Below are 24,416 nucleotides of genomic sequence, written 5' to 3' on the forward strand. Positions count from 1 at the left end.
CGCAACGCCGGAGTTGGAGGCAATGAATGCCTGGGCAATTGAATTGAAATGGGACACGGACGCGAGATGCGCCAGAAGACGAGCATCGACATATTTACTTATTGGGAACAGATACGCGGCAGCGCGGATGCCCCCTTGCGCAATTTGATACAGCCCTCGGCGGTCAGCCATATTCTTCCGGAACTGTTCATCATGGAAAACACCGTGGACGACAATCCGCGTTTCCGGCTTGCGGGTACGGCGATCTGCAATCTCATGGGCCGCGAGATTCGCGGCGAAGACTTCGCGGCGCTATGGGCCGGCAGCCAGCAGGACGATCCGGTGCGCATTGCCGCCGGCGTGATGAGACATGTCATTCCAGCCGCTATCCATGCCACCGGCTATTGCATCAGCGGCCGCAGCATGACCTTCGAAATGATATTGATGCCGGTACGGTCATCCAGCGATATTTGCGACAGGCTGCTGGGGTGTCTGACGCCCACCGTTCATTCGACATGGCTCGGCAATGAGCGTCTGGAATTTCTGGCGCTTGATCGCAGCCGCCTGCTCTATGAGCGCCCGGCACGGCTCGTGGCCTCTCCTCCCCATCCCGATCCGACGGATCTTCTGCCGCTTCAGGGAAGCGCAAGCCTTGGAGATTGGATGCGTCGAAAGCTCAATCAAGCAAAGAATAGCCGCGATCGTGCCGGAATTGATCCGGGACGGGACAGAATCGGCCGTCGCCCTTGAGTTATACCTTGGAAAAGACAACCTTACTTTAAGGAGTCGCGGCTAATAGTTGAGAGAGACGCAATAGGATTCAAGACGCTTCCATGCACTCGTTCCAACCGGCCCAAGCGACGCGGCCCAACCAGTTGGCAGGCAACGCCGTCCGCGGTGAGCAACGGACCTTCCAGCGGGTTCCGATCAACATGCAGGGCCGCCTGATGCTGGCCAACTACGAGGAATTCGAGTGCCTGGTGACGGAAATGTCGCCGGGCGATCTCTATGTCACCTGCGCGGGACGTCCGCGCGCCGACGAGCGGGTCATCGCCTACATCGACCATCTTGGCCGCGTCGAAGGCAATGTCGTCGCGGTTGACGGCCGTGGTTTCAGCATGTCGATCAACGCCACCGAGCGGAAGCGCGAGAAGCTTGCCGCTCAACTGACCTGGCTTGCCAACAAGCATGAGCTTGGCCTGCCGGAAGACCGCCGTCACGACCGCCTGACGCCGCGTGATGCGCGCAGCGCACTTACCCTCGATGACGGCACGCAATATGTCTGCCGTATCATGGACCTCTCGCTTTCGGGCGCAGCCGTCGACGTCGAGATACGTCCGGCAATCGGAACGCCGGTTCGTCTCGGCAACATGCGTGGCCGCGTGGTGCGTCATTTCATGGAGGGCGTGGCGATCGAGTTCCTCTCCCTGCAGTCGCGGGAAACCTTGCGCGAATTTCTCTGATACCGTCATCTTCCTGTCACGCCGCGTCGCGAAACAGCGACGCCTGTCCTTCCTCGATCGCGTGGCGGCAAGATGCTCTACCCGGACACAACTCCCTTCGATGAAGGCCTGCTTGACGTCGGCGACGGTCAGCGGATTCATTGGAAGCTATCGGGCAATCCCGAAGGTGTTCCCGTGCTCATCCTGCACGGCGGCCCGGGATCCGGCAGTTCCGCCGGAACGAGACGCTATTTCGACCCGCAATACTACCGGATCATTCAGTTCGACCAACGCGGCTGCGGCGGCAGTCTCCCGCATGCATCGGAACCGGCGATCGATCTCTCGGCCAACACCACATGGCATTCCGTTGCCGATATCGAGCAGTTGCGGTCGAAGCTCGGTGTGGAGCGCTGGATCGTCTTCGGCAATTCCTGGGGCTGCACGCTGGCGCTGATCTATGCTGAAACCCATCCGCATCGGGTCGAAGCCTTGCTGCTTGTTGGAATAACGATGACGAGGCAGTCCGAAATAGATTGGCTTTATCGCGGACTTGGCCGTTTCTTTCCGCAGGAATGGGCGCGCTTTCGGGCTGCGGTGCCAGAAGAGGATCGCGACGGCGATCTGGTGGCCGCCTACTATACCCTTCTATACGATCCGGATCCCGCAATCTATGTAAAGGCCGCCAGGGACTGGCATGAATGGGAGGCAGCCTCGATCCTGGTCGATCCCCGTGTGACCCTGTCGCCGCGCTGGTCCGATCCGCGCTATCTGACTGCGCGAGCGCGGATCATCACTCACTATTTCCACCATCTGGCGTGGCTTGAGGACCGCCAGATCCTGCGCGATATCCGTCGGCTTGCCGGCATCCCCTGTACGATGATTCAGGGACGGCTGGATCTGGAGGCGCCTCTCGTTACTGCCTGGGAATTGTCGCAGGCCTGGCCGGAAGCGAATCTCGTGATCGTCGCGAATGCTGCCCACTCGCCTGCAGTCGCCGAAATGGCCACTGCGATCACTCGCGCAGCCGATGGGCTTCGCCGCGATACCAAGCGATGAAAATCAGAAATATTTTTAAGCCGGCTTTCTCAAAATGGGACACGTCCGACCACAAACGGCGGTTTTCACCGCCGCGAGAGAGCGTCTGCGCGATTGCCATGTTTCGTTGTGGCACGCTTTCCGCCGAAAATGGTCGCCCGACGTTAAGAAATCCGTTTCGGGAAGTCCTTTCAGCGCAGCACGATGCGGGATTTCGCCTCCCCTATCCAATACCGAAATCACTCAAATTTTAATCGAATTTTCCGCGAAGTTGAATCAAGTTTTTTGCGTGTTTTATGAAAGTTTGATCCAGATTTGAATAAACTAAGTCCTTAATTTAACTGCGTAATTTTGCGCCGGATAAAAACATGCGTGTCATTCTGATCCCAATAAAAACAGGGACAGGGACATGAACTTTCAATTTGCAATTCGCGGCTGCGCCGCATTGATATTCGCCACTCTTGGCTTCTTCGGTCTCGCTCAGGCCGCGCCCGCCAACATGACGATCACCGGCGATGCGGCTCCGCCGATCGGCCACTATGAGTTCTGCAAGGAGAATCCGCGGGAATGCGTCTATGCCGGTGGCGATGCTGGTCCGATCATCCTCAACCAGGACAACTGGAAGACGATCCTGAAGGTCAACTACACCGTCAACACGACGATCAAGCCAGTGACCGATATGGAACTCTACGGTGTCGAAGAGAAATGGGCGATCCCGACGACTGCCGGCGACTGCGAGGATTTCGCACTGCTGAAGCGCAAGCAGCTGATCGATGCCGGCTTCTCGCCCTCGGATCTGTTGATGACCGTGGTCCTGCAGCCGAATGGCGAAGGTCACGCCGTTCTGACGGTTCGCACCGATCGCGGCGATTTCGTGCTCGACAACATGCGCAACAAGGTGAAGCTCTGGTCCGAGACCGAATACACCTTTCTCAAGCGTCAATCCGCTGATGATCCGGCCCGTTGGGTCAAGATACAGGATGGCCGAGCTGTCGCAGTCGGCAGCTTGAAGTAGGCCTTCCGCACGCGATCGTCGGCGCCAATGGTCAAAGTCTGAGGCCCGGTCTCGTCCCCTGAATTCTGTCCAGACCGGTGCCTCTGAGCCGTTCCCACTGTCCCGGGGAACGGCTCTTTCTTATTGAGCGGCGCTCCTCGGAATGAACGCGGATAAATCCTGCGAATTTAGCCGCATCGTTAGCATGGCTGACGACCTATAATTAACCGCCGATTAACCATCATGGCGCCAATCATCGTTTCCAACGAGACTCAGCCAGTCAGTCGCCGCCCGATTTGGTCACAGGCGACGGCGGCCGGAGCGGAAGGAAACGAAGGCAACAGCATGGCTCCTCCTCTGTCATCCGTGTCAATGATTGAAGAAAGGCCGCTGGTTTCAAGCGGTTTCGTCTATCGGCTCACGGCCGGTGTTGCCGTCCTGGCTGCTCTTACCGTTGCCATCTCCGTCGGTGGTCACTGGCTTGGTGAGAAAATATCCTTGGCCGGACATACGACCGATGCCAAGCCCATCTCGGTTACGATCGGCGACGATACCCTGCATTTGGCTGCGAACACGATCCGCTTCCCGAGCGAGCGCGTGGATGGCACCTCCGAGCGCGTCGACCTTTATCTGACCTGGCCGCAAATGCAGGGTTATAGCGAAGCGGATCGGCTGCGCTTCGATGATATCTCCCAGTCGTCGTCGCTGATCTTCCTGCAGGTCAGCCAGAGCACGATGTCTCGTGACATGTCGGGCAGGCTGGAGCCGATCTATTCGCAATTGATGGATGGTACCGCCTATGCCGGTCCCTTCGGTCTCATCGCACATCGGCTGCGCGCGGATGCCGGCTATAATGGCGAAGTGCTTCTGACCGCGCCGCGTCCCGGTGATACCGATTATGTCGTGCGCTGCCTCCTTCCCGCCTCCCCGGCGCTGGCAACGAGCGGAGACTGCCAGCGGGATGTCAAGCTGGGCAAGGATTTGAGCGTTCTTTATCGCTTTTCCAGCAATCAGCTTGGGGATTGGCGCGCCATGGACGCCGCCGTCCAGAATTTCATCAGAGCACGCCTTGTCGATAAGGCCGACCCCACGACAACAGCCGCAGCCGGCCGCTAAAATGGCGCAAAAACTTGAAACCAACTGTTCATCATAAACCGATTGGTAACGCTAAGCTCCTACTGTCGAACGCAACGGGCGTTCATGGAGGCGGCGACCGGATCATCGAGAATGTAAATGCAAGCAGAGAGTAATTTAGTGTCCAGATCAATTCTTTCCGTTTCGTCGTCTCAAACCGGTAAGATTCTGGCGAGAGCGCTTCTTGGCTTTTCGATCGTGACGGCCACGGTCACCGTGACAGTCGAGGCGAATGCCGCCGGCACGAAATATGCCGGCATCGTCATTGATGCGAATACCGGCAATGTTCTTTACAGCGAAAACGCCGATACGCTCCACTATCCCGCTTCCTTGACTAAGATGATGACCGTCTACCTGACCTTCGAGGCGCTGGAGGCCGGACGCATCACTCTCGATACTCCCGTTGTCTTTTCCAGGAATGCCGCCGCCCAGGCGCCGACGAAGCTTGGGATTGGTCCGGGCCGTTCGGTGACCGTTCGCGAGGCCATCCTCGGCATCGTCACCAAATCCGCCAATGACGCCGCCATGGCGCTTGGCGAAATGCTCGGCGGTTCGGAGGAAGGCTTTGCGCGGCTGATGAACGACAAAGCGCGCGCTCTTGGCATGACACGTACGACCTACCGCAATCCGAACGGCCTGCCCAATACCGCGCAGATGACGACAGCGCGTGATCAGGCCCGCCTTGGCGTGGCTCTGCGCGAACATTTTCCACAATATTACGGCTTCTTCTCCGAAACGAGCTTCCGTCTCGGCAACCGTGTCATTAACGGCCACAACCGTTTGATCGGCTCCGTGCGGGGTGTCGACGGTATCAAGACCGGCTACACCCGTGCGGCTGGCTATAATCTTGCAACCTCGGTGAAGATCGATGGGCGCTCTATCGTGGGCGTCGTCCTGGGTGGCGCCTCGACGCCGGCGCGCGACAATCAGATGCGCAAGCTGATCGCTGAATACCTGCCTCTCGCATCGACGAAACATATTCCTTCGAACGTTATCGCGCAGGCGCCGACCGCGGCTCCCAATGTTCAGGCTGCCAGCGCGCGCATGGCTGACATCAGCCGTGCGAAAATCAAGAACGACGAGACGGCCGAAATCACCGACGCGCATCCCTCCAGCGCGGCCGCCTTCGCAGCGGTGACGCCTCAATCCAGCAACCCGTTGCTATCGGCGAAACCCGTTCAGCGCCCCGCTTCCGAGGAAGTCGTTTCCGTGGCCGCCTCGGACGACGGCGATGAGGACGAAATCGACACCGTGACGACTGCATCGACGACCAAGGCCGATACGAAGCTGGTTAAGCTGCAGCGGGCCGAGAAGTCCGAGAAAGTCGCAAAGACAGCCAAAGCCGAGCGCGAGCCGACTGGCTGGGTCGTTCAGATCGGCGTTTCCTCGAGCAAGAGCGGCGCAAGCGAGCTACTCGATACGGCGAAGAGCAAAGGTGGCAAGGCGCTTCGCGCGGCCAAGCCTTACGCCGTCGCCTTCGATGGTGGCTATCGCGCCCGCTTCGGCGGTTTCGAAGATCAGAGTGCGGCGCTCAATGCCTGTAAAGCGCTCAAGCGTGCCGGCGTGAAGTGCTGGGCAAGCATGGAATAGGAGTGCGGACGCGATTTTCGCGCCGCATGATTTGCAGATTGGCCGGGCTTTGTGTCTCGCCCGGCTTTCCGGTCCCGAATGTCAAAACGGGCCGGCCCTGAGTTGGTAACGTGTACGGGGTTTTGAAATGGCAATGAACGAGAACTTTCCCGGTTTCTCGCTCGATAGCGGGGGCAAGATGAAACAGAAGAGCTTTGCTCTTCATCCGCTGCATGAAGCGGCGATGCGACTGGCGGACCTCGGTCTCAGCCGCTCGCGCTCGCGCAACAAGACGAAAGATCTGATCGGCATCCTGCTCTGCCACGGCGCGCGCGCCTGGCGCTATTCGCAGCCGGAAGCGCATATTCATCTGCACATCACCGCGCCAACGGGTCGTGCGCCGATCATGATGCGGCTGCGCTAAGCAGCCGCCTGGCCTACAGCAATCCGAGTTCAGAGAGCTCCCGCCGAAGATCGGCGGGCAGTTCAGCCGCAGCCCCGAGACTGTCTAGATCGCGCGGGACGTCCTCTTGCGGCAGATAACGCCAGCCCTGAAACGGACGCCGAGGCTGGCCGGTGGTTTCGATGACGCTCGGATCGAGGATGAGCCGGCAGCGATGAATGCCGTCCGCGTCGGTGAAGGTCTCGATCCCGAGAAGCTTCTGTCTTGCCTGCACCTGTCCCTTGATCACCCAATAGAGCGAGCCGCCATCCAGCAGTTCCTCGATCCGTTTCGGCACCATGCGTGTCGTATGGGTCGTATGCGGCTCCAGGCCGGCGGCAATGGCGTTCATCGCCCGCTCGGATACCCACTCGCGCAAATCCTCGATCGAATCCGCGCCGACGCACAATTTGATGAGATGCAAAGCCATGGTGCCGTTGAAGTCCTTTTGGTCGGCAGCGTCAAGCTTTTAGATGCAGGCGTCCACACTCAGCATTCCACGACATTCACAGCAAGGCCTCCGGTCGAGGTTTCTTTGTATTTTTCGCTCATGTCGTAGCCGGTCTGGCGCATGGTCTCGATGCAGGCGTCAAGCGGCACGAAATGCTGGCCGTCGCCTTTGATCGCGAGCGAGGCAGCCGTGACCGCCTTGACCGCGCCGAGGGCGTTCCGCTCGATGCAGGGCACCTGTACCAGTCCGGCGATCGGATCGCAGGTCATGCCGAGGTGATGCTCCAGCGCGATCTCGGCTGCATTCTCGATCTGCTCCGGCGTTGCTCCCATGACGGCGGCAAGTCCCGCAGCAGCCATGGCCGCCGCCGAGCCCACCTCGCCCTGACAGCCGACCTCGGCGCCGGAAATCGAGGCATTATGCTTGATGATGCCGCCGACGGCGGCTGCGGTCAGCAGGTAATTGCGAATGCCTTCCTGATCCCAGTCCTCGTGGAAATGCTGATAGTAGCGGATGGTTGCCGGGATGACGCCGGCCGCACCGTTGGTCGGCGCCGTCACCACGCGTCCGCCGGCCGCATTCTCTTCGTTGACCGCCATGGCGTAGACGCTCAGCCAGTCATTGGCGAGCAGCGGGTTGATGCGGTTGCTGCGCCATTCTTCCTGCAGCTTGTCATGAATGGCGCGCGCACGGCGGCGCACCTTCAGGCCGCCGGGCATGATGCCGTCGACCTTGAGGCCGCGATCGATACAGCTGCTCATGGCCGCCCATATGCGGTCGAGACCGGCATCCAGCTCCTCGGCGCTCATGCGCGTCTCTTCGTTGGCGCGCTTCATCTGCGCGATCGAGAGGCCGGAGCGCTCGGACATTTCGAGCATCTGCTTGGCGGTGGCAAAGGGGAAGGGAATGCGCTCGCCCGCGGCGGGTGGCTTCTTCTTGTCTGCGCGCATCTGTTCCAGTTCAGTGTCCGTGACGACGAAGCCGCCGCCTACGGAGTAGTAAATGCGCTTGAGGAGAAGGCGGTCGTCCTTGTCGAAGGCAGAGAAGCTCATGCCGTTGGCATGACCGGGAAGCGGCACCTTCTTGTCGAAGATCAGATCGGTCTTGGGCTGGAATTCATAAGCTGGGTGGCCCGGCGGCGTGATGCGCCCGCTGCGCTCGACCTCGTCGATGATGCCATCCATATGATCGGGATCGACACTGTCAGGTTTCTCGCCCATGAGGCCGAGAATGACTGCCCTGCCCGTGCCATGGCCGATACCCGTATGGGCTAGCGAACCATGCAGGCTCACCTTGATCGAGGCGATATGCACATTCGAGGACGGGCGGGGCCATTCGTTCGAAAGCACGAGGTCGAGGAAGCGATTCGCGGCCGACATCGGTCCCATCGTATGCGAGCTGGACGGTCCCACACCGATCTTGAACACATCGAAAACTGAAAGAAACATGGACCTTTTGTGCCTCCAGGCAAATCGTTTTCCGTCAAAGCTACGCTATCGGGGCAAGCTTGCACGGCGATTGGCCGACATCGGATTTCATGGCAGCGACATTACATATAGGCATTCGGGGAAGCAAACAGAAGGCCATTGCGCACCGCTCGGGCTGCGCTACAGTCGACATCGGATTGATCTGGAGAATCTGCCTTTATGACGACTGCCGACTATGTCGCCCTCGCCCTGTTCATCTTTCTCTGGGTCGCGCTGAACTGGATCACCAGCAGCGCCAGCTTCTTCAATCGCACCAGCCTGACATTAGCGATGAACGAGCGCCGACGCGATTGGATCTATAATTCATTGCGCCGTGATCTGAAAATGATCGACACCCAGATTCTCTCGGGCCTGCAAAACGGCACGGGCTTCTTTGCCTCCACCTCGATTTTTGCGATCGGCAGCTGCTTTGCACTGCTCGGCGCCACCGAAAAGATCAATGCCTTCTTTTCGGATATGCCGTTCATACTCAATGGTGGCAGGGCAGCCTTTGAAATCAAGGTAGCCGGACTTGGCTGCCTCTTCGGCTATGCCTTCTTCAAATTCGGCTGGGCCTATCGTCTGTTCAACTATTGCACCATTCTTTTCGGCTCCCTGCCGATGCGCGAGGATGCCATCCTCGATCCACTGGCTGCCGAACGCGCAGCCGAGCGCGTGGTGCGCATGAACATCATTGCCGCGCGCAACTTTAATGCCGGCCTGCGGGCAATCTTTCTCTCCATCGGCTATCTCGGCTGGTTCCTCAGCCCCTATGTCTTCATGGGCACAACCATTTTCATCATCATCGTGCTGATTCGCCGGCAGTTTTTTTCCGATGCCCGTCTGGCCATCATGGATATCGATATGCCATGACAAAGCCGCGCCGGGTCGAACCGGTGCGCAACATCTAAATTCATGCCCGGAAGGACTTCTCAATGGCCGCCATTGCCGAGAGCGCGGACACCCCTCGCAAGACGCCTCGCATCGGCATTCTGGATACGGCGCGCGGCCTCGCCCTTCTGGCCATGGCAAGCTATCATTGCACTTGGGATTTCGAGTTCTTCGGCTATCTCGATTCCGGCACGGCTGAAACGGGCTGGCTGAAGCTTTATGCCCGCGCCATCGCCAGCACCTTCCTCTTTCTGGCGGGCTTCAGCCTTGTGCTTGCCAATACGCCGGAGATTCGCTGGCGCTCCTATTGGCGACGGATGGGCATGATTGTCGCTGCAGCCGCGGCGATTTCGCTCGTCACCTTCATCGGCATGCGTGACGAATGGATATTCTTTGGCATCCTGCACAGCATCGCGGCGGCAAGTCTCGTCGGCCTGCTGTTCCTGCGGCTGCCGGCCTTCGCCACCCTTCTCATCGCGGCTCTACTGACGGTCGGCATCGTCATCGACAATGTCATCGCACCCTTATCGCTGCATTCGAGCTTTTTCGATGCGCCGTGGCTCTGGTGGGTCGGGCTCTCCGAAAATCTTCGGCGCTCGAACGACTATGTGCCGCTCTTTCCATGGCTGACGCCATTCCTGTTCGGTCTCGGCATGGCGCAATTGGCAATATCGTTCGGCTGGCTCGAGCATCTGGCGAAATTCGGCCCCGGCCGCAATCTGATCGCCCGCGCCGGCCGCCACAGCCTCATCTTCTATCTGGTCCACCAGCCCGTCCTGTTCAGCCTCGTCTATCTCCTGTCACTGGTCGTGCCGGCGCCGCCACAGGATCCGGCTGTCGGCTACATCAGGCAATGCGTCGCCTCTTGCACGCGGTCAGGCACGGAAACCATGTGCCGCAGCTTCTGCCAATGCACGCTCGACAAGTTGCAGGCCCAGGATCTCTTCAAGCCATTGCAATCCGGAGCGATCAAAGCAGATAGCGATGAACGCGTAAGCCGAATCGCGATACAATGCACGGATGAAGCGCAATGACAGGGTTATTCCATGAATGCCTATCGTTCGAAGTCGCTGAATTTTCCGTGGCCGCCGCTGCTCTATAGCCTTGCCGTCATTGCAGCGCTTTGCCTTCAACGGTGGTATCCGTTGCCCTTGCCCTTCATCTGGGCGCTCATCTCATGGGTCGTCGGCGCCCTTCTCACTGCCTTTGCGGTGACGCTGAATGTCTGGGCCGTCAAGACGCTGGTGGAAAGACGAACCACTGTCCTGACGCAACGGTGCAGCGCGCATCTCGTCACCACAGGCCCATTTCGCTTCACCCGCAACCCGACCTATCTCGGTTATACCTTGCTGACGACGGGGCTGGGCATGATGATCGGTAATTTATGGTTTGTGGCGATGGCGGCCGTGGCAGCCGCTTTGACGACATTGCTCGTTATCCGCTGCGAAGAGATGCATCTCCTCTCGCGCTTCGGCTGCGAATTCGAATTTTACTGCAAACGCACGCGTCGCTGGCTATAGGGCGCTTGGCGGTGAGCCCGCGCTCAAGTCCCGACGCCGATTTCGGCAAGGCGTCCGAGACAGGCTTCCTCGACATTGTCGAGTTCGCTCAGCGTATCATCGATATCCTTGCGCTTCTGGCGCAGTTCGTCGCGCTTTTCATCGACACGTTTCATCAGCAGCTTCAGCTGACCGATCTCGCCCGGCGGTTCCTTGTAGACCTGAATGATCTCGCGGATTTCGGCGATGGTGAAACCGATGCGGCGGCCGCGGAGGATTTCGGCAATGAGGCGCCGGTCGGCGGGCCGGAACAGGCGCGTGCGCCCCTTGCGCTCGGGATGAATAAGGCCCTCGTCCTCATAGAACCTCAAGGTTCGAGTCGAAACCCCGAATTCCCGTGTAAGCTCTGTTATGCTATAATATCCGTCGACCAAGAATCCGCCCCTATCTGCTGGCCATCATAATATTGACTTTTACGTAATAGTCAATTTTCACTGGTTTATCGCGTCTAAACCTGCCCCAAATGCAGCATAATACGTCAACTCTCAAAGCCAGGGAGGACAAAATGCCGGCTAAAATCGATAACCGCGAGGTACAGAATTAGCGGGCCTCCCCACAGACTTCGGCCCGACTCGGTATGCGGCAGTTCGAAAAGCCTCAACGTGACGATCGCGTCCTCGCGCCAGCAAACTGCGTACCGCTCGGAAGGCTCAAGCTTGTTCCACCCTCTCTTACAACTGCTTAAAATCGCTGTAAAACAATGCGATAATGGAGCAAGTTCCTAAAGACTGTGGAACTGGCGGAACGGTGGCACTGCCGCCATCTTCCCTTTATCCTGATCGTCTATCCATGTCTTTCCATCCGAGAGAGTATCGTGCCCACCCGCTCCATCATCCGTTTTCCCGATCCGCTGCTGCGGACCGCCTGCACCCCGGTGACCGTCTTCGACGATAATCTGCGGATGCTCGTCGAAGACCTGCTGGATACGATGCGCGCCGCTCCCGGCGTCGGCATCACCGGCCCGCATATCGGAGTCCTCAGCCGAGTCGTGGTGATAGAACTCAGCCGTGAGGATGGCGTGCGCACCTATATCAATCCGGAGATTCTTTGGTTCTCGGAAGAGACCATGCGACAAACGGAAGGCAGCGTTTCCATGCCGGGAGCGACCGAAGAGGTCGTCAGGCCCAAATCGATCCGCTTCCGCTATCAGGATGTCTCAGGTGAGCTGCATGAAGCGGAAGCGAATGATTTTCTCGCCATCTGCATTCAGCACGAAATCGACCAGTTGGACGGAATCTTCTGGCTTCAACGACTTTCCAAGCTCAAGCGCGATCGCCTCGTGAAGAAATGGGAAAAAACGCAGAACTGAAGGTGCAAAACGAAACGGGCGCCAAGACCGCGCCCGTTCCGCAATTGGCTGGATCCGCAATCAGCCCTTGAGCTTGGAGTTGCAGAGGCTGTAATAGCCGCCGCCCTTCTGGATCCACTTCAGGCCGCCGAGCGAATTGCTGGCCTTGGCTGCGTTATATGCGTCAACGCAGGTATGGAAGCGGCCTTTGCCTGGCGTCTCGGTGGCATATTTGGCGTCAACCTTTGCCGGGAAGGTTACGCCGGCCGGAGCAGCCGTCGTCGGCTTTGCCGGTTCGCTTGCCGGCGGCTTCGTCGCATCGGGCTCGCTGGCATCGACCTTGGCTGCTGCGGTTGTCTTCGCTGTCTTGGACGGCGTGGTAGCTGCCGGTGCGGTGGTTGCCGGTGCCGTCGTGGTGGCGCTGGCATCGGCACTGCACTGCGTCGCACGGAAGTCATTCCACTTTTGGCCGTTCAAGGTACCAGCGCTCTTGGCCGCCTGGTACTTGGCGCTGCACTCTTTCATGGTTAGCGCAGAAGCCGAAGAAGCGAGGCCCATCGAACCTACAACTGCAAGCGACGCAAAAGACATCAACAGGATGGCACGACTAGTCATTGGCATTTCCTCCGCTCTATGACGAATGTCGAAACTATTAATCGTATCGTCCCTATCGATTGTCAATCGACGCGCGATTTCCGGGGCGACGAGAAGCACCATATGCGGACGAACATGAACGCAAACTGTACAAAAATAGCCATCAAAAAGAGAGACTTGGCAGGACCGGCAATCGCGGATGGTCTTAGATGAGCGTACCGGCTTCATCCGGAAGTGGATAAGGCGACGATGTCGATATGGCATCATAGCGCCCGTTAACTCACGGGATAACAATGTGCTCGGGCTGCAATTGCATTGGGCGTGAAATTGCTGGCCCGCGACGGCCGATACCCGCTATAGATGGATGCAATTGCTGACGCGATACACTTATCGCGAGATCCGGGCCTTGAAGTGCGGGCATATCGCCCTAATCTTTTCCTGGCAGTTCCCCTCTCTATGCCCTGGATGCTCTCCCTTCCAGGGCATTTTTCTTGGCAGGCGTGCCATGCGGCGAGCTCCGTCAGGCAAAATGATTTAAGTAAAATGATTCGCCTTGGCTCCGGATTGAGCGTAGGTTGCGCTATCGTCGGCTACCGAACCCGTAGGCGCCGGCGGCTGAGAGTTGCTGATGCGGCACTCTCGCCTGCAGAGGTCAAGGAGTTCTCGCATGACCTCGCATGACAATCGAGACAATATACTCAGCGATCAGCAACTGCATGATCTTCTCAAGGCGCAAGATGAGATGGATCATCCGGAGAAGGCGAAGCTTGGCACGCCGGATGAGTTTGTCGTGTCTGCCGAAGAAAGTGCCCAGGAGTCTTGCTTGTGAGGGCGGCGGGCGATCGGGCAGGATGTTGATCCTGCCCCGCTTCAGCGTTGAAATCGGAATAATGTCTTGGGTCGCGAGAAGGCGCGTGGGAAAGCGATCTTACGTTTCGTTGACCGTCTGCCCGAAGACCTGCTCGAAGGCATCGCGAAGGCGGATATCGACATCGGTCATCATGACCGGCAGGCCGAGATCGACGAGGCTGGTGACGCCGTGAGCGGAAATCCCGCAGGGAATGATGCCGGTGAAATGGCCGAGATCGGGATCGACGTTCAGCGAAAGGCCGTGAAACGTCACCCATTTGCGCACGCGGATGCCGAGAGCCGCGATCTTGTCTTCCGCCATGGTGCCGTCAGGTAGCACTGGCTTTTCCGGCCGCCGGACCCATACTCCGACCCGATCTTCGCGCCGCTCGCCGCGCACATTCATCGAATCGAGCGTACGAATGATGACCTCTTCAAGCGCACCGACGAAGGCGCGGATATCCTGCCGCCGACACTTCAGGTCCAGCATGACATAGGCCACGCGCTGGCCCGGGCCATGATAGGTATATTCCCCGCCGCGTCCGGTCGCGAATACCGGAAATCGATCCGGCTCGATAAGATCGGCCGCATCGGCGCTCGTGCCCGCGGTATAGAGCGGCGGATGCTCCACCAGCCAGACAAGTTCAGCTGCCCGCCCTTCGGCAATGGCGGCGACTTCCGCCTCCATCGCGGCGACGGCCTCTTCATAAGGTACGAGACCATCGCTGATCCGCCAGCGAACGGGCGGCGTACCGTGGACAGGGAACATCTGGTGAGAAAGTTCGGTGCGAAGCATATGGCAGTCCTTTGCGTGCCGCCGGCCGCCCGTGTGGAAATCCACCGCTGCCTGCGAGTTGTCCACATATGGCGCCAATCGAGCGGAAATTCAAACATCTAAGGCGTTTCCATCGCATCGGGACGAGCGCGATCGGAGGAGCTGTGAAGGAATTTAAAAAAACTGACATATCGCTCTTGTGCCCCCCGAATGCTTTTGCTACATGCAGCCGCGCCGGAGCAATCCGGCCTACCACGATGCGGTCGTGGCGGAATTGGTAGACGCGCAGCGTTGAGGTCGCTGTGGGGCAACCCGTGGAAGTTCGAGTCTTCTCGACCGCACCAAAAGAACCCGGCTTCGGCTGGGTTTTTTGTTTTCAATCCCTATCGGTTATAGATTCGATGTGAACTACAGCGAACTGTCACGGTTCAATGCGCAACATCCTTGCTGAGATTGCGCAGCCGGATCTGGTGATCGAGTCGCTCGAGCTGGCGAGAGGTCGCCTCGATCAGCTTGCCCATTTCCTGATAGGCAGTTCGCAGTCGCGAAAGCTCGTTTCGGATAGCCTCCAGTGCCCGTTGGTCGCTATCCTCTCCGGGACCATCGCCCGCCCCGGTCATCAACCAGGCCGGAGAAACATCGAAAAGAGCCGACATCTTCGCCAGAGCGGAGGGATTTGGTTCGGCGCGATCGGATTCCCAGGCAAGCATCGTCTCTTCGCTGACACCAAGCTGGCTTGCCAATGTTTGGAGGCTGATGCCGGCGGCATCGCGGGCCATGGACAGGCGGCCACCCAGAGTGTCGTCGCCCTCATCCGAAAAAACGGTCGTCTCTTGTTCGGGTTTGAACATCGGTGCGATCCTTTTCTTGGGCGCGCCGGTGAATTTTTGTGCGGCGCATTGATGTTTTAGCCGTTTCCAAAGGCAGAGATAGGTCTAAGGGCGTCATTCCACCATTGCGATCTGTCCCAAATGGAAAAGTGTGACGTTTTGCGATGACTGTTTTCGCTTATTGCCACCAGCGTCCGATCGCGCCTTGATTGCATGTCCCTCCTGTGTTTGATGATCATGCATGACCGTCGCTCTCGCCGCTCCCTCACAACAAAATCCACTCCGAGGCATGACGATCATGGCAAGCGCCATGATCCTGCTGCCGACGATGGATGCGATCGCCAAATACATGGCGAGCTTCGAAGGCATGTCGCCAGGCCAGGTGACTTTCTATCGCTTCTTCTTTCAGGTCGTCTGCATACTGCCGCTGCTGATGACGACAACCGGGCGATCGGCATTCTCGGCAAGGCGACCCTGGATGAATCTGCTGCGTGGCGCGCTGCATGGTGCTGCCAGCCTGCTCTTCTTCGCAGCGGTCAAATACATGCCGCTCGCCGATGTCTTCGCGATCTATTTCGTCGAACCGTTCATGCTGACGGCCCTTTCAGCGCTGTTTCTGGGCGATAGGGTCGGCTGGAGGCGGTGGCTGGCGATCGTCATCGGCTTCGTCGGCGCGATGATCGTCATTCAGCCGAGCTTCGAGATCTTTGGATTAAAGGCATTGCTGCCTGTGGCCTGCGCCTTCCTCTTTGCGCTCTATCTGTTCATGAACCGCGCTGTCGGCGAGGCGGATTCGCCGTTGACGATGCAGGTCATGGCCGGCGTCGGCGGCACGCTGTTCATGTCGGCCACCTTGCTTGCGGGAGCATCCGCCGGCGTCGCAGATTTCGAGCCCTCCCTGCCCGCTTCCACGCTCGGGCTCGTCCTTTTGCTGATTCTGGGCTCGATATCAGGCTACGCGCATATGCTGGTCGTCAGAGCCTTCCGGCTGGCACCGCTCTCGCTGCTTGCCCCTTTTCAATATTTCGAGATCATTTCCGCCACTGTTCTCGGTTACGCGATCTTCGGCGACTTTCCAAATCTTTCCAAATGGATCGGTATATCGATCATTGTCGGCTCCGGCCTGTTCATCATCTGGCGGGAGCGCGTTCAGTCGCGATCGGAAAAAACCGCGTGAGCGCCGATATCTTCGCATGGACCGACGGTGCAATTTATGGCTAAAACACTGACTGAATAGAGTATTTGGGCGGAGATTGCATGTTCAAGAAGATCCTGATCGCCAATCGCGGCGAGATCGCCTGCCGCGTGATCAAGACTGCGCGCCGGATGGGTATCCTGACGGTCGCCGTCTACTCCGATGCGGATCGGGACGCATTGCATGTCGAAATGGCCGACGAGGCTGTCCACATCGGTCCGGCGCCTGCAGCAGAAAGCTATCTCGTCGCCGAGAAGATCATCGCCGCGTGCAAGGAAACCGGCGCCGAAGCCGTTCATCCGGGTTACGGCTTCCTCTCCGAGCGCGCTTCCTTCTGCGCGGCGCTGGAGAAGGAAGGCATCGTTTTCATCGGCCCGAAGCCGAAGGCGATCGAAGCCATGGGCGACAAGATCAAATCGAAGAAATTCGCCAATGCCGCCAAGGTCTCCACCGTTCCGGGCCATCTCGGCATCATCGATGACGCCGATCATGCCGAAAGGATCGCTGGCGAGATCGGCTATCCGGTCATGATCAAGGCATCCGCCGGCGGCGGCGGCAAGGGCATGCGCATCGCCTGGAGCAAGGACGAGGTGCGCGACGGTTTCGAGCGCGCCCGTTCGGAGGCGAAAAGCTCCTTCGGCGACGACCGCGTCTTCATCGAGAAATTCGTGGTCGATCCCAGGCACATTGAGATCCAGGTGTTGGCCGATGCTCACGGAAATGTCGTCTACCTTGGCGAGCGCGAATGCTCCATCCAGCGCCGGAACCAGAAGGTCGTGGAAGAGGCGCCCTCGCCGTTCCTGGACGAAGCAACGCGCAAGGCCATGGGCGAACAGTCTGTGGCGCTGGCCAAGGCTGTCGATTACCAAAGCGCCGGCACGGTCGAGTTCATCGTCGATCGCGACAGGAACTTCTATTTCCTCGAAATGAATACCCGCCTGCAGGTCGAGCATCCGGTGACAGAGCTGGTGACCGGCGTCGATCTCGTCGAGCAGATGATCCGCGTCGCCGCCGGCGAAAAACTGCCGTTCAAGCAATCGGATATCAAGCTTCACGGCTGGGCGATCGAAAGCCGCTTGTATGCGGAGGATCCCTATCGCAACTTCCTGCCCTCGATCGGCCGACTGACACGCTATCGTCCGCCGCGCGAGGGTAAGACGGAGACATCGGTCGTGCGCAACGATACCGGCGTCTTCGAAGGCGCCGAAATCTCCATGTATTACGATCCGATGATCGCCAAGCTCTGCACCTGGGCTCCAACGAGGCTGGAGGCGATCGAAGCGATGGGGGAAGCCCTGGATGGCTTTGTCGTCGATGGCATCGAGCACAATATGCCGTTCCTCTCCGCATTGATGAAACACCCGCGCTGGCGCGAAGGCCGCCTCTCCACGGGCTTCATTGCCGAGGAATATCCCGACGGCTTCGCGCCGGTGACGCCGGATGAGGAGCAAACCGCTTTGCTGTCGGCAACCGCCCTTTCCTGCAGCCTGATCGAATCCAATCGCCGTGAACGCCATGGCGACCGGCTGCGTCCAGCCGCCGCGCCGCTGCGGGAGAGCTGGGTCGTCAAGCTCGGTGCCGATTATCTGCCCGTGGCATTGCTTGAAGGCGTGGTGACCATTCCCTTCGAGATGGACATGCAGATCGGCGCCCAAACCGTAACTGTCGCAACCGACTGGCGTCCCGGCGATTCCGTATGGGCCGGCACCGTCGGCGGCCGCAAGCTGACAGCCCAGATCCGCACCGTGCTCAATGGTCTGCGCATCGATTGGCAGGGTATCTCTGTCCGGACCAGGGTGTTCACGCCGCGTCAGGCCGAACTCGACAAACTTATGCCCGTCAAATTGCCGCCGGATACCTCAAAGCTGCTGCTCTGCCCCATGCCCGGCCTGGTCGTCGCGATTGCCGTCGCCGAGGGACAGGAGGTCAAAGCGGGCGAAACGCTGGCCATCGTGGAAGCGATGAAGATGGAAAATGTGCTGCGCGCCGAACGCGATCTGGTCATCGGCAAGATCAACGCCAAGCCGGGCGAAAGCCTCGCCGTTGACGCGGTGATCATGGAATTCGCCTGATCGAGAAGCTTCGCCATCGCGGCCATATGAAAAAGCTTGCATGGCGATTGCTCGGCCAAAACATGATAATTGCGACGCTAAGTGTCTGATTTTGGCTTGAGCCGCCCCGTGCGCCCATGCCAATGTCGCGCGGACCAAATCATAGCAGGAAGGGATGAGATCATGGACGTAAGAGCAGCGGTCGCGGTTGCGGCAGGCAAGCCGCTTGAGGTGATGACGGTTCAGCTGGAGGGGCCGAGAGCCGGCGAAGTGCTGATCGAGGTCAAGGCGACCGGCATCTGCCACACCGATGATTTCACGCTCTCGGGCGCCGATCCGGAAGGGCTGTTCCCGGCGATCCTCGGCCATGAAGGTGCCGGCATCGTCGTCGATGTCGGTCCGGGGGTAACCTCGGTGAAGAAAGGCGATCACGTCATTCCGCTCTATACGCCCGAATGCCGCGAATGCCCGTCGTGTCTCAGCCGCAAGACCAACCTGTGCACCGCGATCCGTGCGACTCAGGGCCAGGGCCTCATGCCCGACGGCACCTCGCGCTTCTCGATCGGCAAGGACAAGATCCACCACTATATGGGCTGCTCCACCTTCGCCAATTACACCGTGCTGCCGGAGATCGCCGTCGCCAAGGTCAATTCCGACGCCCCCTTCGACAAGATCTGCTATATCGGCTGCGGTGTCACCACAGGCATCGGTGCCGTCGTCAACACCGCCAAGGTGGAGATGGGGGCAACCGCCATCGTCTTCGGTCTCGGCGGCATCGGGCTCAACGTCATCCAGGGCTTGCGGCTTGCCGGCGCCGGCATGATCATCGGCGTCGATCTCAACAATGACAAGAAGGCCTGGGGCGAGCGCTTCGGCATGACGCATTTCGTCAATCCGAAGGAGGTCGGCGACGACATCGTGCCTTATCTCGTCAATATGACGAAGCGCGGGGCCGACCAGATCGGCGGCGCCGACTATACCTTCGACTGCACCGGCAACACCAAGGTGATGCGTCAGGCGCTGGAAGCAAGCCATCGCGGCTGGGGCAAGTCCGTGGTCATCGGCGTTGCCGGCGCCGGCCAGGAGATCTCCACGCGTCCGTTCCAGCTGGTGACGGGCCGCTCGTGGATGGGCACGGCCTTCGGCGGGGCACGCGGCCGCACCGATGTGCCGAAGATCGTCGACTGGTACATGGAAGGCAAGATCGAGATCGATCCGATGATCACCCACACCATGCCGCTCGAAGACATCAACAAGGGTTTCGAGCTCATGCATTCGGGTGAAAGCATCCGCAGCGTCGTGCTCTACTGAGGCACAAAGCCACTCGACTGGGCGTATGCGGCGCATGAGAAAAGCGCCGCATAGAGTTGAAAAGATTTGATATCATGATTTATGTCGACGCCGACGCGTGCCCGGTCAAGCCGGAGATCCTGAAGGTTGCCGAACGCCACGGCATGGAGGTGACCTTTGTCGCCAATTCGGGATTGCGGCCATCGCGGGACCCGATGGTGCACAACGTCATCGTCTCCAATGCCTTCGATGCCGCCGACAACTGGATCGCGGAGCGTGCCGGTGCCGGCGATATCGTCGTCACGGCGGATGTACCGCTTGCTGGTCGCTGCGTCGCGACCGGAGCGCTCGTGACGGGACCGACCGGTCGCATCTTCGACAAGACCAATATCGGCATGGCAACGGCGATGCGCGACCTTGGCGCGCATCTTCGCGAAACCGGTGAGAGCAAGGGCTACAACGCCGCCTTCTCTCCGCGCGACCGCTCCGCCTTCCTCGAAACCTTCGACCGGCTCTGCCGGCGTGCTAGAGCATGATCCCAAAAAGTGCGCAGCGGTTTTTGGACAAGATCATGCAAAATCAAAAACATTTGAGCGCGATGGCGATTCGAAGAAAAGCCATCACGCTCTAAAACTCACCAGACGCCTGGAGGCCAGCCGTGAATATCATTTCCCAGAACACCGCTTTCGGCGGCATGCAAGGCGTTTTTTCGCATGAGTCCGAAGCCTGCAAATGCGAGATGACCTTCGCCGTTTTCGTGCCGCCACAGGCAATCAAGGAGCCTCGCCCGGTTCTCTGGTATCTCTCCGGCCTCACCTGCACCCATGCCAATGTCATGGAAAAGGGAGAATATCGCCGCATGGCCGCCGAGCTCGGCCTCATCATCGTCTGCCCGGACACCAGCCCGCGCGGCAATGACGTGCCTGATGAACTGACCAATTGGCAGATGGGCAAAGGTGCGGGCTTCTATCTCGATGCGACCGAGATGCCCTGGGCCGAAAACTATCAGATGTACACCTACATCACCGAAGAACTGCCCGCCCTCATCGCCAAGCAATTCCGGGCCGACATGAGCCGCCAGGGCATCTTCGGCCATTCCATGGGTGGCCACGGCGCCATGACGATCGCCCTGAAGAACCCGGAGCGCTTCAAGAGCTGCTCGGCTTTCGCTCCGATCGTCCAGCCGTCGACGGCCGATTGGTCCGCACCTGCGCTGGAGAAATATTTGGGGAGCGACAAGGCCGGATGGCGCCGCTATGACGCCTGCGCCCTCGTCGAAGACGGCGCTCGCTTCCCCGAATTTCTGATCGATCAGGGCAAGGCCGACAGCTTCCTCGAAAATGGCCTGCGCCCCTGGCTGTTCGAGGAGGCAATCAAGAAAACCGGCATCGGCCTGACGCTGCGCATGCATGAGCGCTACGATCATTCCTATTACTTCATCTCGACCTTTATGGATGATCACCTGAAGTGGCATGCCGAACGCCTGACGAGATGATGTGGCATGGCTGCCATGCGGTTCATGCCTTGAAAAGCGCCTTCGGCAAAGGCATATACGCATTGCGCAGACGACTGCGGCGGCCGGGAAGATGACCGGCCGTAGACCCCCGCGGGGACGGCCTCGCTCTTAACAAGGAGCGTAAAATGGCTTGGTTCCTGCTTCTCCTCGCAGGCTTGTTCGAAATCGGCTGGGCGGTCGGGCTCAAATATACCGACGGATTCACCCGACCGATGCCGACGGTCCTCACCGTCGCATCCATGATCATCAGCATCGTGCTGCTTGGATTGGCGGTGAAAACCCTGCCGATGGGCACGGCTTATGCGGTCTGGACCGGTATCGGCACCGTCGGCACAGTTCTGCTCGGCATATGGCTACTCGGCGATCCCGCGACATCCGTCCGACTGCTCTGCATCGGCCTGATCGTGGCCGGCATTGCAGGCTTGAAGCTTGCTGCCTGAGATATCGTTATCGGCGCTGGCGATTGTCCAGCGCCCATTTCCCAGGGCCTGCAAATACCAGAAACAGGAAGATGAAGCAGAACAGCACCGCGCCATCGCCGTCATTGTTGGCCGGAAAGAAATTGATCTGCATATGCACCATGAAATAGGCGATCGCCATTTCACCGCTGAGGAGAAAGGCGACTGGTCGAGTGAATAGGCCGAGCAGAATGAGGATGCCGCCCACGAACTCGATGATCGCCGCAACGAAAAACAGCGTCGTGATGGCGTAAGGCGCCGGCGGAAAGCCGAAGAGCTTCTGCGTGCCATGTTCGATGAACAACAGGGCAGCCACGATTCGCAGGATTGCGAGAGCTGTAGGCTGGTAGGGCGACAAGCGCTCAGAAAGTGACATGAAGATCTCCGTTCAAAGGGGAATGCGAAGGAGATCCTGTCGAAAGTGCTCTCGCTCCGCTGACAACGGAATTAACACGCGAGAGCCATATTTATTCGCCAGGCCCGGCGATAGCCAGGCCTGGCGAATAGCGGATTACTTCTTGTTGTTATCCAGCGCCAGCAGGCCCGGGCCTGCAAAGATCAGGAACAGGAAGACGAAGCAGTAGAGGATCGCTGCATCCCCGCCGTTGTTGGCCGGAAAGAAATTCTTCGGATAATGCGCCATGAAATAGGCGACCGCCATATTGCCGCAGAGAATGAACGCGACCGGACGGGTAAAGAAGCCGACGATCGTCGCCAATCCGCCAACGATTTCGATGATGCCCTGAACCAGAAGCAGGGTCGGCAGCGGGCTTGGAAATTGGCCGCCGGTCGGAAAGCCAACGAGCTTCTGCAGACCATGTTCGATGAACAACAGGCCAGTCATGACACGCAGCACGGTAAGAGCATAGGGCTGATATTGATTCAGCCGATCGGAAAGCGCCATTTTGAACTCCAGTTTCAATTCCCTGCAGGAAGCAATAGAGCGACCTGCTCAGAACGTGAAAACACGGCTTCTGACGCCCAATCAATTTTCCGTGTGAAATCCGTGACTTGTTGTCACAATCTCACAAAGGGATGTTGTCATGTTTCTTCCAGGGATTGGTCAGGTCCTTGTTGCGCAGCATTCTAAGACCCTGTGCCAGCCGCCGCCGCGTCGAACGCGGCATGATCACCTCGTCGATATAGCCCCGTTCGGCCGCGACGAAAGGCGACAGGAAGCGATCCTCATACATCTTCGTATGCGCCGCGATCTTTTCCGGATCGGCAATATCCTTGCGGAAGATGATTTCGACGGCGCCCTTGGCGCCCATAACGGCGATCTGCGCCGTCGGCCAGGCATAATTGAGGTCGCCGCGCAGATGCTTCGAAGCCATCACGTCATAGGCACCGCCGAAGGCCTTGCGGGTAATGACGGTCAGCTTCGGCACGGTCGCTTCTGCATAGGCGAAGAGCAGCTTGGCGCCATGCTTGATCAGCCCGCCATATTCCTGTGCCGTTCCCGGCAGGAAGCCGGGCACATCGACAAAGGTAACGATCGGAATATTGAAGCAGTCGCAGAAGCGTACGAAACGCGCTGCTTTTCGCGATGCGTCGCTGTCGAGAACGCCGGCAAGCACCATCGGCTGATTGGCGACGAAGCCGACCGTGGCACCCTCGATGCGGCCGAAACCGCAGACGATGTTCTTGGCGAAGCTTTCCTGTATCTCGAAGAAATCGGCCTCGTCCGCCACCTTCAGGATCAGTTCCTTGATGTCGTAGGGCTTGTTGGCATTGGCCGGGATCAGCGTGTCGAGCGAGTTGTCCGGCTCCGTCACGGACTGATAGCACTCGATCTCGGGCACACCAGCCGTATTCGATTGCGGCAGGAAATCGATGAGCCGGCGCACTTGCAGCAGCGTATCGACATCATTGTCGTAGGCCGCATCTGCGATCGAGGATTTCGTCGTGTGCACCGAGGCGCCACCAAGCTGCTCGGAGGTAACGGTCTCGTTGGTGACGGTCTTCACCACATCCGGCCCGGTGACGAACATGTAGGAGGTGTCGCGAACCATGAAGATGAAATCCGTCATGGCGGGGGAATAAACGTCGCCGCCGGCGCATGGCCCCATGATGACGGAGATCTGCGGAATGACGCCGGAGGCCAGCACATTGCGCTGGAACACCTCGGCGTAGCCGCCGAGCGCGGCAACACCCTCCTGGATGCGGGCGCCGCCGGCATCGTAGATGCCGATGATCGGCGCCCGGTTCTTCAGCGCCATATCCTGCACCTTGGTGATCTTTTCCGCATGCGCTTCCGAAAGAGATCCACCGAAGACCGTGAAATCTTTGGCAAAAATGAAAACGGTACGCCCGTTGACGGTGCCCCATCCCGTCACGACGCCGTCGCCGGCGATCTTGCTCTTGTCCATGCCGAAATCGGTCGAGCGATGTTCGACGAACATGTCGAATTCCTCGAAGGAGCCCTCATCGAGAAAAATATCGATGCGCTCGCGCGCCGTCAGCTTGCCGCGCGCGTGCTGGGCGTCGATGCGCACCTGCCCGCCTCCGAGCCTCGCAACCTCGCGACGACGTTCCAGTTCCTGCAGGATTTCCTTCATGCGGCTCTCTCTCCTTCACCGCTTGGGATTAGCACGGCGCAAACACCGTT

General features: G+C 59.0%; 27 protein-coding genes and 1 tRNA gene. 19 read left to right on the forward strand and 9 right to left on the reverse strand.

The genetic code is table 11. The annotated features are described in order from the left end of the window. Positions 1-66: 66 nt before the first annotated feature. The 7 genes from PH552_RS13790 (at position 67) to PH552_RS13820 (ending at position 6,577) form a co-directional block, all read left to right on the forward strand. Complete coding sequence (locus PH552_RS13790) at positions 67-729, forward strand: PAS domain-containing protein (protein WP_245430396.1); 663 nt, start codon at positions 67-69, stop codon at positions 727-729. Between the two features lie 83 nt (positions 730-812). Then, a complete protein-coding gene (locus PH552_RS13795; protein ID WP_112343117.1) occupies positions 813-1,442 on the forward strand; it encodes a PilZ domain-containing protein in 630 nt (209 codons plus the stop codon). Between the two features lie 72 nt (positions 1,443-1,514). Then, positions 1,515-2,477, forward strand: coding sequence for a prolyl aminopeptidase (pip, locus tag PH552_RS13800; RefSeq protein ID WP_112343118.1), 963 nt, complete (start codon positions 1,515-1,517; stop codon positions 2,475-2,477). A gap of 388 nt (positions 2,478-2,865) precedes the next feature. Then, the gene (locus PH552_RS13805; RefSeq protein ID WP_112343119.1) at positions 2,866-3,471 is read left to right on the forward strand and encodes a transglutaminase-like cysteine peptidase; all 606 of its coding nucleotides are present in this window, start codon (positions 2,866-2,868) and stop codon (positions 3,469-3,471) included. 351 nt (positions 3,472-3,822) lie between these two features. After that, on the forward strand, positions 3,823-4,566 hold the full coding sequence (locus PH552_RS13810; RefSeq protein ID WP_246698471.1) for a hypothetical protein: 744 nt from the start codon (positions 3,823-3,825) through the stop codon (positions 4,564-4,566). A 117-nt stretch (positions 4,567-4,683) separates the two neighbouring features. Then, positions 4,684-6,174 carry a D-alanyl-D-alanine carboxypeptidase gene (locus PH552_RS13815; protein ID WP_112343120.1) on the forward strand — a complete coding sequence of 497 codons (1,491 nt, stop codon included), beginning with the start codon at positions 4,684-4,686 and terminating at the stop codon, positions 6,172-6,174. Positions 6,175-6,301: 127 nt separating this feature from the next. Then, a complete protein-coding gene (locus PH552_RS13820) occupies positions 6,302-6,577 on the forward strand; it encodes a hypothetical protein (protein WP_075856917.1) in 276 nt (91 codons plus the stop codon). Positions 6,578-6,590: 13 nt separating this feature from the next. Here PH552_RS13820 and PH552_RS13825 read toward each other — a convergent pair whose 3' ends face one another. Together PH552_RS13825 and PH552_RS13830 are read right to left on the reverse strand one after the other, a co-directional pair. Continuing rightward, on the reverse strand, positions 6,591-7,025 hold the full coding sequence (locus PH552_RS13825; protein WP_112343121.1) for a DUF1489 family protein: 435 nt from the start codon (positions 7,023-7,025) through the stop codon (positions 6,591-6,593). A 59-nt stretch (positions 7,026-7,084) separates the two neighbouring features. Next, positions 7,085-8,494, reverse strand: a complete 1,410-nt coding sequence (locus tag PH552_RS13830; protein ID WP_112343122.1) for an L-serine ammonia-lyase — start codon at positions 8,492-8,494, stop codon at positions 7,085-7,087. A gap of 198 nt (positions 8,495-8,692) precedes the next feature. On the opposite strand from PH552_RS13830, the gene PH552_RS13835 reads away from it, so the two are divergent. The 3 genes from PH552_RS13835 (at position 8,693) to PH552_RS13845 (ending at position 10,923) form a co-directional block, all read left to right on the forward strand. Further along, a complete protein-coding gene (locus PH552_RS13835; RefSeq protein WP_112343123.1) occupies positions 8,693-9,385 on the forward strand; it encodes a DUF599 domain-containing protein in 693 nt (230 codons plus the stop codon). Positions 9,386-9,447: 62 nt separating this feature from the next. Next, on the forward strand, positions 9,448-10,437 hold the full coding sequence (locus PH552_RS13840; protein ID WP_112343124.1) for a heparan-alpha-glucosaminide N-acetyltransferase: 990 nt from the start codon (positions 9,448-9,450) through the stop codon (positions 10,435-10,437). A 12-nt stretch (positions 10,438-10,449) separates the two neighbouring features. Beyond that, the gene (locus PH552_RS13845) at positions 10,450-10,923 is read left to right on the forward strand and encodes a methyltransferase family protein (protein WP_112343125.1); all 474 of its coding nucleotides are present in this window, start codon (positions 10,450-10,452) and stop codon (positions 10,921-10,923) included. 23 nt (positions 10,924-10,946) lie between these two features. Here PH552_RS13845 and PH552_RS13850 read toward each other — a convergent pair whose 3' ends face one another. Further along, a complete protein-coding gene (locus PH552_RS13850; RefSeq protein WP_112343126.1) occupies positions 10,947-11,336 on the reverse strand; it encodes a MerR family transcriptional regulator in 390 nt (129 codons plus the stop codon). 440 nt (positions 11,337-11,776) lie between these two features. Here PH552_RS13850 and PH552_RS13855 point away from each other — a divergent pair, with 440 nt between their 5' ends. Then, positions 11,777-12,271 carry a peptide deformylase gene (locus PH552_RS13855; RefSeq protein ID WP_113249969.1) on the forward strand — a complete coding sequence of 165 codons (495 nt, stop codon included), beginning with the start codon at positions 11,777-11,779 and terminating at the stop codon, positions 12,269-12,271. Between the two features lie 60 nt (positions 12,272-12,331). Here the strand turns inward: PH552_RS13855 and PH552_RS13860 are convergent, their stop codons facing one another. Beyond that, complete coding sequence (locus PH552_RS13860; RefSeq protein WP_112343127.1) at positions 12,332-12,865, reverse strand: hypothetical protein; 534 nt, start codon at positions 12,863-12,865, stop codon at positions 12,332-12,334. 646 nt (positions 12,866-13,511) lie between these two features. Between PH552_RS13860 and PH552_RS13865 the strand changes: the two genes are divergently transcribed. Beyond that, positions 13,512-13,673, forward strand: coding sequence for a hypothetical protein (locus PH552_RS13865; RefSeq protein ID WP_162736972.1), 162 nt, complete (start codon positions 13,512-13,514; stop codon positions 13,671-13,673). Positions 13,674-13,772: 99 nt separating this feature from the next. Here PH552_RS13865 and lipB read toward each other — a convergent pair whose 3' ends face one another. Continuing rightward, positions 13,773-14,489: a lipoyl(octanoyl) transferase LipB gene (gene lipB, locus PH552_RS13870; RefSeq protein ID WP_112343180.1), complete on the reverse strand. Its 717-nt coding sequence runs from the start codon at positions 14,487-14,489 to the stop codon at positions 13,773-13,775. A gap of 238 nt (positions 14,490-14,727) precedes the next feature. Here lipB and PH552_RS13875 point away from each other — a divergent pair. After that, positions 14,728-14,812, forward strand: a tRNA-Leu gene (locus PH552_RS13875). 84 nt (positions 14,813-14,896) lie between these two features. On the opposite strand, the gene PH552_RS13880 is transcribed toward PH552_RS13875, so the two are convergent. Then, entirely contained in the window at positions 14,897-15,319 is a 423-nt protein-coding gene (locus PH552_RS13880; protein WP_112343128.1) for a helix-turn-helix domain-containing protein, read from the reverse strand. A 220-nt stretch (positions 15,320-15,539) separates the two neighbouring features. Here PH552_RS13880 and PH552_RS13885 point away from each other — a divergent pair, with 220 nt between their 5' ends. The 6 genes from PH552_RS13885 (at position 15,540) to sugE (ending at position 21,790) form a co-directional block, all read left to right on the forward strand. Then, positions 15,540-16,475, forward strand: a complete 936-nt coding sequence (locus PH552_RS13885) for a DMT family transporter (protein WP_112343129.1) — start codon at positions 15,540-15,542, stop codon at positions 16,473-16,475. Between the two features lie 80 nt (positions 16,476-16,555). Continuing rightward, entirely contained in the window at positions 16,556-18,565 is a 2,010-nt protein-coding gene (locus PH552_RS13890) for an acetyl-CoA carboxylase biotin carboxylase subunit (protein ID WP_112343130.1), read from the forward strand. Positions 18,566-18,727: 162 nt separating this feature from the next. Then, the gene (locus PH552_RS13895) at positions 18,728-19,855 is read left to right on the forward strand and encodes an S-(hydroxymethyl)glutathione dehydrogenase/class III alcohol dehydrogenase (protein WP_112343131.1); all 1,128 of its coding nucleotides are present in this window, start codon (positions 18,728-18,730) and stop codon (positions 19,853-19,855) included. Positions 19,856-19,929: 74 nt separating this feature from the next. Continuing rightward, entirely contained in the window at positions 19,930-20,370 is a 441-nt protein-coding gene (locus PH552_RS13900; protein WP_112343132.1) for a YaiI/YqxD family protein, read from the forward strand. A gap of 122 nt (positions 20,371-20,492) precedes the next feature. Next, the gene (gene fghA, locus PH552_RS13905; RefSeq protein ID WP_112343133.1) at positions 20,493-21,329 is read left to right on the forward strand and encodes an S-formylglutathione hydrolase; all 837 of its coding nucleotides are present in this window, start codon (positions 20,493-20,495) and stop codon (positions 21,327-21,329) included. Positions 21,330-21,475: 146 nt separating this feature from the next. Beyond that, positions 21,476-21,790 carry a quaternary ammonium compound efflux SMR transporter SugE gene (sugE, locus tag PH552_RS13910; protein WP_112343134.1) on the forward strand — a complete coding sequence of 105 codons (315 nt, stop codon included), beginning with the start codon at positions 21,476-21,478 and terminating at the stop codon, positions 21,788-21,790. Between the two features lie 7 nt (positions 21,791-21,797). Here sugE and PH552_RS13915 read toward each other — a convergent pair whose 3' ends face one another. The 3 genes from PH552_RS13915 to PH552_RS13925 form a co-directional block, all read right to left on the reverse strand. Beyond that, complete coding sequence (locus PH552_RS13915) at positions 21,798-22,184, reverse strand: DoxX family protein (protein ID WP_112343135.1); 387 nt, start codon at positions 22,182-22,184, stop codon at positions 21,798-21,800. Positions 22,185-22,319: 135 nt separating this feature from the next. Continuing rightward, the gene (locus PH552_RS13920) at positions 22,320-22,712 is read right to left on the reverse strand and encodes a DoxX family protein (protein WP_112343136.1); all 393 of its coding nucleotides are present in this window, start codon (positions 22,710-22,712) and stop codon (positions 22,320-22,322) included. A 121-nt stretch (positions 22,713-22,833) separates the two neighbouring features. Then, positions 22,834-24,366, reverse strand: coding sequence for an acyl-CoA carboxylase subunit beta (locus PH552_RS13925; RefSeq protein ID WP_112343137.1), 1,533 nt, complete (start codon positions 24,364-24,366; stop codon positions 22,834-22,836). Positions 24,367-24,416 lie beyond the last annotated feature (50 nt).

It is taken from the genome of Rhizobium aureum (assembly GCF_030182495.1).
GTDB lineage: Bacteria > Pseudomonadota > Alphaproteobacteria > Rhizobiales > Rhizobiaceae > Rhizobium > Rhizobium tropici_C.

Excerpts from the sequence above, each read along its gene's own strand:
- PH552_RS13790 (WP_245430396.1), top strand. The coding sequence starts at position 67 with ATGCGCCAGAAGACGAGCATCGACATATTTACTTATTGGGAACAGATA.
- PH552_RS13795 (WP_112343117.1), top strand. The coding sequence starts at position 813 with ATGCACTCGTTCCAACCGGCCCAAGCGACGCGGCCCAACCAGTTGGCA.
- pip (WP_112343118.1), top strand. The coding sequence starts at position 1,515 with ATGCTCTACCCGGACACAACTCCCTTCGATGAAGGCCTGCTTGACGTC.
- PH552_RS13805 (WP_112343119.1), top strand. The coding sequence starts at position 2,866 with ATGAACTTTCAATTTGCAATTCGCGGCTGCGCCGCATTGATATTCGCC.
- PH552_RS13810 (WP_246698471.1), top strand. The coding sequence starts at position 3,823 with ATGATTGAAGAAAGGCCGCTGGTTTCAAGCGGTTTCGTCTATCGGCTC.
- PH552_RS13815 (WP_112343120.1), top strand. The coding sequence starts at position 4,684 with ATGCAAGCAGAGAGTAATTTAGTGTCCAGATCAATTCTTTCCGTTTCG.
- PH552_RS13820 (WP_075856917.1), top strand. The coding sequence starts at position 6,302 with ATGGCAATGAACGAGAACTTTCCCGGTTTCTCGCTCGATAGCGGGGGC.
- PH552_RS13825 (WP_112343121.1), bottom strand. The coding sequence starts at position 7,025 with ATGGCTTTGCATCTCATCAAATTGTGCGTCGGCGCGGATTCGATCGAG.
- PH552_RS13830 (WP_112343122.1), bottom strand. The coding sequence starts at position 8,494 with ATGTTTCTTTCAGTTTTCGATGTGTTCAAGATCGGTGTGGGACCGTCC.
- PH552_RS13835 (WP_112343123.1), top strand. The coding sequence starts at position 8,693 with ATGACGACTGCCGACTATGTCGCCCTCGCCCTGTTCATCTTTCTCTGG.
- PH552_RS13840 (WP_112343124.1), top strand. The coding sequence starts at position 9,448 with ATGGCCGCCATTGCCGAGAGCGCGGACACCCCTCGCAAGACGCCTCGC.
- PH552_RS13845 (WP_112343125.1), top strand. The coding sequence starts at position 10,450 with ATGAATGCCTATCGTTCGAAGTCGCTGAATTTTCCGTGGCCGCCGCTG.
- PH552_RS13860 (WP_112343127.1), bottom strand. The coding sequence starts at position 12,865 with ATGACTAGTCGTGCCATCCTGTTGATGTCTTTTGCGTCGCTTGCAGTT.
- PH552_RS13865 (WP_162736972.1), top strand. The coding sequence starts at position 13,512 with ATGACCTCGCATGACAATCGAGACAATATACTCAGCGATCAGCAACTG.
- lipB (WP_112343180.1), bottom strand. The coding sequence starts at position 14,489 with ATGCTTCGCACCGAACTTTCTCACCAGATGTTCCCTGTCCACGGTACG.
- PH552_RS13880 (WP_112343128.1), bottom strand. The coding sequence starts at position 15,319 with ATGTTCAAACCCGAACAAGAGACGACCGTTTTTTCGGATGAGGGCGAC.
- PH552_RS13885 (WP_112343129.1), top strand. The coding sequence starts at position 15,540 with ATGACCGTCGCTCTCGCCGCTCCCTCACAACAAAATCCACTCCGAGGC.
- PH552_RS13890 (WP_112343130.1), top strand. The coding sequence starts at position 16,556 with ATGTTCAAGAAGATCCTGATCGCCAATCGCGGCGAGATCGCCTGCCGC.
- PH552_RS13895 (WP_112343131.1), top strand. The coding sequence starts at position 18,728 with ATGGACGTAAGAGCAGCGGTCGCGGTTGCGGCAGGCAAGCCGCTTGAG.
- PH552_RS13900 (WP_112343132.1), top strand. The coding sequence starts at position 19,930 with ATGATTTATGTCGACGCCGACGCGTGCCCGGTCAAGCCGGAGATCCTG.
- sugE (WP_112343134.1), top strand. The coding sequence starts at position 21,476 with ATGGCTTGGTTCCTGCTTCTCCTCGCAGGCTTGTTCGAAATCGGCTGG.
- PH552_RS13915 (WP_112343135.1), bottom strand. The coding sequence starts at position 22,184 with ATGTCACTTTCTGAGCGCTTGTCGCCCTACCAGCCTACAGCTCTCGCA.
- PH552_RS13920 (WP_112343136.1), bottom strand. The coding sequence starts at position 22,712 with ATGGCGCTTTCCGATCGGCTGAATCAATATCAGCCCTATGCTCTTACC.
- PH552_RS13925 (WP_112343137.1), bottom strand. The coding sequence starts at position 24,366 with ATGAAGGAAATCCTGCAGGAACTGGAACGTCGTCGCGAGGTTGCGAGG.